General features: G+C 69.8%; 6 protein-coding genes and 1 pseudogene. 3 read left to right on the top strand and 4 right to left on the bottom strand.

All coding sequences use genetic code 11. From position 1 onward, the window contains the following. The 4 genes from ACFV4N_RS38810 to ACFV4N_RS38795 all read right to left on the bottom strand — a co-directional run. Positions 1–1,067, bottom strand: a 1,067-nt coding sequence (locus tag ACFV4N_RS38810; RefSeq protein ID WP_499677673.1) for a helix-turn-helix domain-containing protein, incomplete at its 3' end; no start/stop codon positions are given. Continuing rightward, on the bottom strand, positions 1,064–1,684 hold the full coding sequence (locus tag ACFV4N_RS38805; RefSeq protein WP_499677672.1) for an AAA family ATPase: 621 nt from the start codon (positions 1,682–1,684) through the stop codon (positions 1,064–1,066). The genes ACFV4N_RS38805 and ACFV4N_RS38810, both read right to left, overlap by 4 nt. Next, entirely contained in the window at positions 1,678–2,304 is a 627-nt protein-coding gene (locus tag ACFV4N_RS38800) for a 3'-5' exonuclease (protein ID WP_499677671.1), read from the bottom strand. The genes ACFV4N_RS38805 and ACFV4N_RS38800 overlap by 7 nt, the downstream gene beginning before the upstream one ends. Next, on the bottom strand, positions 2,301–3,314 hold the full coding sequence (locus ACFV4N_RS38795; protein WP_499677670.1) for a radical SAM protein: 1,014 nt from the start codon (positions 3,312–3,314) through the stop codon (positions 2,301–2,303). Before ACFV4N_RS38795 ends, ACFV4N_RS38800 begins: the two co-directional genes overlap by 4 nt. A 305-nt stretch (positions 3,315–3,619) precedes the next feature. Between ACFV4N_RS38795 and ACFV4N_RS38790 the strand changes: the two are divergent. The 3 genes and pseudogenes from ACFV4N_RS38790 to ACFV4N_RS38780 all read left to right on the top strand — a co-directional run. Beyond that, positions 3,620–3,838: pseudogene (locus tag ACFV4N_RS38790) on the top strand (helix-turn-helix transcriptional regulator); the annotation flags it as partial. A gap of 282 nt (positions 3,839–4,120) precedes the next feature. Further along, complete coding sequence (locus tag ACFV4N_RS38785; RefSeq protein ID WP_499677674.1) at positions 4,121–5,110, top strand: hypothetical protein; 990 nt, start codon at positions 4,121–4,123, stop codon at positions 5,108–5,110. Next, a partial coding sequence (locus ACFV4N_RS38780; RefSeq protein ID WP_499677669.1) for a 2'-5' RNA ligase family protein occupies positions 5,107–5,707 on the top strand: 601 nt, incomplete at its 3' end. The genes ACFV4N_RS38785 and ACFV4N_RS38780, both read left to right, overlap by 4 nt.

Raw genomic sequence — 5,707 nt, 5'->3', positions numbered from 1 at the left:
CTGGTGCCCCGGTTGCCGGTCTCCAGCTTCGACAGCTTGCCCAACGACCACCCCAAGGCGGTGCAGACCTGGGGAGAGGGCAGTCCGGCGTCCTTGCGCATGCGCCGCAACTCCTCCCCCAGCTCCCGGCTGTGGGCGGTGCTCACCCGCTCGGAAGACTTTTCGGATTTCTTGCCGGTGGCGTGGGTGGTGTGCATCGGGTGTCCCGGGGTGTGCGCAGGCCGCGATCGGCGGGTGGGTCGGGTGGTTGTAGGAGATGGCCATGCGGGCAAGCCGAACTCGGCCAGCGGCAATGACGCCACCGTGGGCAGCGCCGGGGTCGTCACCGAGGTCTCGGCGAGAATGCGGACCTCGGCGGCGGTGTCCAGCGGCAGCAACAGGGCCAAGGCGCGGTTGAAGCACCGATCGGCCTGGGCGGTCCGGTTCAGGCGGCGGTGGCCCAGCCCGGACAGCACCAGGCACACCGCGTGCTGCCGAGCCACCGCGCTGCCCTCGCCCAGCCGGGTGTAAAAGGCGTCGGCGCGCGTCAGGTACCGGGTGATCGCGGTGTCGGTGCGGCCGGCCTCGAGCATGACCGCGCCCAGCTCGCGCAGCGTCCACGCCGAGTGCGCGTCCACCGCCAACTCCCGGCGCGAGCCTTGCAACTCCAGCAGTTCGTCCAGGCCGTTGACCACGTGGTGCAGTCGGCCCACCGCGCGGTCGATGCGGGCCAGCGCGTCCAGGGCCTGCCGGTAGCCGGCGAAGGTCTCCTCACGCAGCGAGACCTCCCTGGCGGCCCGGCCGCGCCACACCGCCAACTCGTGCACTCCCATCCGGTGGGCCGCCCGGTAGTAGCCGTGGTGGGCGTAGAACAGGCTCGCCTGCCGGAACACCTCGGCGACCTCGGGAGAGGTGGGAGTGTGGGCGGTCAGCTGCCGGGTCAGCGCGCACAACCCGCCGATCCGCCGCACCGCCGTCCCCCGCGGCACCGCCTGCCACGCCCGGGACAACAGGACCGCCGCCTCGTCCAGCCGCTGGCGCCCGATCGCTTCACGCGCCGCGTCGAGCTGCTCGATGGTCGTGGTCATCGGCGATCACCGTCCACGCCGGCGAGCCTGTCCAGGACGAAACCCAGCGTGTCCTCCAATGCCTGGTCGTGCCTGTCGGCGGGCAACAGCCGATGCGGCAACTCCAGCTCGCAGAGCACCTGGGCCACGTGCCGATCGGCCAGGTGCCGGAACTCGGCGTCGGCGTCGCGGGGCTTGTCGTCCCCCAGGGGGATGTCGGGGTCCAGGGTGGTGCGGTAGAGCAGGTCGTAGTAGACGCTGTGGTCGCGGACCAGCCGTTTCAGCCTGGCCGCCACCTCCGGATCGGCCCGCTCGCCCCGGCAGGCCAACGCGGCGCGGTAGTAGCCCAACGCATCCGCCGCCGGGCGATCGACCAACACCACCTCGGCGTGCGCCCAGGCGCTGAGCTCGTCGCTGATCCCCCGGGCGATGATCCACTCGGTGGACAACCAGGTGTGGTTGCGCAGGATAGGCAACCCGATGCGCTGCGCCTGCTCCCCCAGATCCGCCACCGTGCACACCTGCACCTGGGCTCGGCGCAACTCGTGCGCCAACCGGGCCAGGAAGGTGCTCTTGCCGGTGGAGTGCGTGCCCAGCACCCCTACCACGACCGGCTTCTCCACCTCACCGATCACCACAACCCCTCCCCCGGTTCTTCAGCCGGGAGGAACTCCTTCAGTGCCGCCGTCCGCACCAGGCCGTCCCAGTCCAGACCGCTGTCGTCGAGGAGCGCCAGGAACAGCAGCCACGTGCACCAGGTGTCGTAGCCGGCGCGGTGCGGGCGCTGCCCGTCAACCCCGCCGATCTCCAGGCCGGCGTGGGCGGCCAGCTTGTCCAGGCCGTAGCCGGGAAGACCGGACCAGACGTGTCGGGCCAGCCGCAGGGTGTCCAGCACCATCGGCGGACGCCAATCCGGCAGGTGCGCACCCAACACCCGATACTCGGTGGCCGCGTTGTGCCCCAGCAACACCCGCCCCTCCAACAGCGGCGCCACCTCACCGGCCACCGCCTCCCACGACGGCGCGCCCGCCACGTCCCGGTTGTCGATGCCGTGGACGCGGCGGGCGTGGATGGTGATCGACTCGGCCGGTTTCACCAGCCAGGTCCGCACGTCCCCTGCGGTGACCGGACCGTCCACAGCCAGCACGGCGATCTCGACGATGCGGGGCGGTTGGCCGCCGTTGCCCTCGACGTCGACCACCACCAGTGGACGACCCTCCAGGACGGCGGGCACCGCGGTGGTCCGTGGGGTGGTCATGATGCCTCCGGGATGACGGGCCAGCCCAGGTCGGCGCGGCCGTGACGGTGCGGGTGATGCGGCGTGGACGCGTCGTGCACCTGGAACCCCAACCCGTGCTGCAGGAAGTACCGGCGCTGTTCGTCCAAACCCTCCACGACCACCGCCCGCCCGGTGATCCCCACCAGCCTGCCGCCCACCCCCTCCACCATCGCCGCCACCACACCGGGCTCCGGCCGAATCCACCCGGCCTCACACCGCGCCAACTGCTCGACCGGGCAGATGTCGCACAACTCCCGGATCCCGACATGCCCGTTGTAGTCGGCGGTGCCGTGCGCGTAGGCCACCGCACAGGAGGTCTTGCGGAACAACACCGCACCACCCGGCGCACGCCCCGCCGCAGCCGCCAGGATTCGCGCCTCCAACGCCTCGGGAAAGATCTTGCGCCGCGCCCCCTCCCCATACGGCTCCGGCAGACCGTGGGAGCGGTAGTAGTCCCTGATCTGGTCGCGATAGAACAGGCCGGTGAACACCGCCGCGTGCGCGAACCGACTCAGCTCCAACCCGCGCGCCAGGTGCACGTCGGAATCGTTGAGTCCCGGCACGATCGGCCGCCAGTACAACACCACCCGAAACCGCTGCGCGTGGGCGAAAGCGGTGCGCAACGACTCCGCCGCGATCCCCGAATCCACCGGCTCGACCCGGTCATCCTCGATCCCCGAATGAGTGACCAACAACGTCACCCGCAGGTTGCGCAGCGCATCGAGCGCGGCACAGTCCTCCGGCGTGACCCGCCACCGGGTGATCACCAGCACGTGGTTGGTCAACCCCCGCCCGTCCAACATGCCCAGCACCCGCATCAGGTGCGGCTTGACCACGGGCAACATCGGGTCGGTCGCCCGGTTGAGCAACTGCACCGGCGTCACGTGCGGCCGGAAGAACCTGTGCGACACCAACGCCTCGACCGCCTCCTCATCGGTCGTCAACGCCCGAGGCACCTTCATCCCGAAGTTGTCGAACAGGTGCCGCACGCAGTACCCGCAGTCCAACGGACACCCGACGACCCAGTTCAGGCTCAACCCCGACTTCCGGTACTCCACCACCTCCTGCAACTCCGACCGCAATCCCACCCGCTCGCCGTCATCCAACAACCGCACACCCGAACGGCCGCGCGTCCCGACATGACCAGCACCCACCTGTCACCTCTTTCGACTCGCCGAAATCCGCACAGGCACATTTCAGCGACGCCGGTATGATCGCGGAACAACCGACATGGCAAAGCAGGGGCAAGAAGCGGTAATTACCATTGTTCACCCTCGACGCAGGTGGAGGCGACATGCCCGAAGAAGAACTCCCGGCAGCAGGTCAACCAGCCGGCGTCCGACTCGCCCACGAAATCCGCCGCCTCCGCAAGGAGGCCGGCCTCAGCCAGCCGAGACTCGCCAAGAAGGTCAACTACACCAGGCAGTACATCACCATCGCCGAACGCCTCGACCCCGCACTCCCCTCTGCCGACCTGGTCAAAGCACTCGACCACGCACTCAACGCCAACGGCACCCTCATAGCACTCCGAGCAACAGGAAAAAGCGAACAGGAAGCACACCTGCGATCACTCCAGGGGAGAGGACGAACTTCAGATTTCGTTGCGTCGGGACAACCGCCCGCGCCAGAGGCGTCATCGAAAGGGCGCGGGGACCGGCCTGAGGTCGATCAGGTGACGCCGACCGCACCAGTCGGTGACGAAAACTCTTGCGACGGCGAAGCGCACCCGTCCCGCGCCACTACGATCCAGTCGACGATGCAAGTGGTTCGGCCGAGCAGCGTGGAGGAGTTGCTGATGAGCACGGCCGAGGAGTCCTCACGGTTCCTGACGTGGGCGGAGTCGACCAACGTCGGCGAGTTGACCGTGGAGCAGATGCACGCCGAGGTCCGGCGCATCGCCCGCTCTTACCTCAACGTGCCCACATTGCCGTTGTTCGCACGCACCAAGGCGTTGCGGGATCGGGCGTTCACCCTGCTGTCCGGGCACCAGGACCCGCGCCACACCCGTGAGCTGTACGCCGCCGCGGGGTGGGCGTTGACGCTGCTGTCGTGGATCTCGGTGGACCTGGGCCGTGCCGACGCCGGTGAGGATCACGCCCGTGCCGCGTGGATGTGCGCCGAGCGGGCGGACCACAACCCGCTGCGCGCCTGGGTGCGCGCCACCCAGCACACCGCCTCGTTCTGGCAGGCCGACTACGCCGCAGCCGCCCGTTACGCGGCCGATGGCCTCAACTACGCCGACACCGGCACCGGGGAACTGTTCCTGTCCAGCGCGTTGGCCCTGGACCTGGCTCGCGACGGTAACGCCCCAGGAGCCGAGGACGCGCTGCGGCGGGCTCAGCAGGTCGCTGAGACCCCCGGTCGCGCGGTCGAGGAGTTGGCCGGGCCGTTGACGTGCTCGGTGGACCGAGCCGGGTCGCTGTGGTCGGACACCGAGCTGGCACTGGGTCGGGCCGAAGGCGCGCTCGCCCTGGCAGATCGGGCGGTGGCGCAGTTCGAGGCGGCCCCTGACGAGCACCGCAACCACGGCTCGGAGCGCATGGCCAGGCTCCAGCAGGTCAAGGCGCACCTGGTCATGGGTGACCTGCGCGCGGCCGAACAAGCGCTGCGCCCGGTGCTGGACACTCCTGCGACCAACCGTGTGCGCCCGCTGGTGCACCGGGTGACCGAGGTCGGCACGCTGGCCGCGAGAGCGGGCCGGTCGGCCGATCCGGTGGCCAGGAGCATCCAGGGCGCCGTCGCCGACTTCCGCAGGGACACCGTGATCAGGGAGCTGACGGCATGACCGGACTCGAACCGATGCGCGACCACTGGTGGTGGCGGCCGGGCTGGCGCGTCGGCCGGTCCTTCTACACCTGGCACGTCACTTTCGCCGACCAACCCGAAGCCCGACGGCTGGTCACCGACTACTCCCCGGTCCTGGACCGCCTACCTCAGCTCGACCGGGTCCCGGCGAGGTGGCTGCACCTGACCCTGCAAGGCATCGGTTTCACCGACGAGGTCGATCGCCGGGACGTCGATGACATCGTCAACGCCGCCCGCGAGCGCTGCGCCGAGCTCAGGCCCTTCTCCGTCTCCCTCGGCCCCGCCCACGTCGATCCCGAGACCGTCCAGATGCCCGCCCGCCCTCTGGAGCCCCTGGCAGAACTGCGGTCGGCGATCCGCGCCGCCATCGGCGACGTGTGGGGACCGGGCAACGTGCCCGAACCCGAAACCGGGTTCCGCGCCCATGTCAGCCTCGGCTACTGCAATGCGCCAGGCCCCGCCGAACCCGTCGCCGAAGTCCTCCACACCCACGACGCCCACACCGCCCGGGTCACCGTCACCTCGGTCTCACTGATCGACCTGAACCGCGACCACCGAGCCTACGAATGGACCGACG

Origin of the sequence: Actinosynnema sp. NPDC059797 (assembly GCF_042732085.1) — a bacterium.
Taxonomy (GTDB): Bacteria; Actinomycetota; Actinomycetes; order Mycobacteriales; family Pseudonocardiaceae; genus Actinosynnema.
Note: the sequence above shows the minus strand (reverse complement) of the source record. Positions and strands in the feature narration are given on the sequence as shown.

What these genes read in the sequence shown, in the direction of transcription:
- ACFV4N_RS38785 (WP_499677674.1), top strand. Translation starts at nt 4,121, where the DNA reads ATGAGCACGGCCGAGGAGTCCTCACGGTTCCTGACGTGGGCGGAGTCG.
- ACFV4N_RS38800 (WP_499677671.1), bottom strand. Translation starts at nt 2,304, where the DNA reads ATGACCACCCCACGGACCACCGCGGTGCCCGCCGTCCTGGAGGGTCGT.